Annotated in this window: 1 protein-coding gene; it reads right to left on the bottom strand. The window is 38.0% G+C overall.

From position 1 onward, the window contains the following. Window positions 1-9 precede the first annotated feature (9 nt). Window positions 10-456: a hypothetical protein gene (locus J3492_RS13025; RefSeq protein ID WP_207992429.1), complete on the bottom strand. Its 447-nt coding sequence runs from the start codon at window positions 454-456 to the stop codon at window positions 10-12. Between the last annotated feature and the right edge of the window lie 155 nt (window positions 457-611).

A 611-nucleotide genomic window follows, 5' to 3' on the forward strand; every position in this document is an offset into this window, starting at 1 on the left:
ATGATTCACTTAATGATATGACACCTGCTGAGTACAGGCAGGTGGCTTAATTATTCTACGATGATGTTGTGTTAAGAGTGGGGTATTTACACTATTGATATATTCTAAGTCTTTAACGGTTAAGCTTGAGCTAGATATGCGCTCAAAAATCCTCTGTGGAACGATATATTCATCTATATTATCCGTATATTGCGCCAACAAGTTTAAAACGAAAGCATAGCCTTTTGGCCCTTCTCCATTATAATCAGAAGCAAAACCACCTTTAATGACTATTTGAATATCATACTCAAGGGCTAGCAATAAAGCGTGAGCTTTTGAATAAGGCTCTTCAAAGGTGAGTATTTTGACCTCTTCTATTCTTTCACCAGCGTGTACTAGGTTTATGACTGCTTTCTTACATTCTTGGGTAATACCACTTTCACCTAAGTATTGAATACCTGCTAATTTAGCCTTCACTATTGTTCCTTAGTTCTCAAACTAAGAAAGAGTATACTAATTTTTTGTAGAAATATACCAAAAAAAAGCCCCCCAACAATCAAGTTGGGAGGCTTTTAGGGAATAGGGAGCTGACGATGACCTACTCTCACATGGCCGGAGCCACACTACCATCG

It is taken from the genome of Psychrobacter coccoides (assembly GCF_017498085.1).
GTDB lineage: Bacteria > Pseudomonadota > Gammaproteobacteria > Pseudomonadales > Moraxellaceae > Psychrobacter > Psychrobacter coccoides.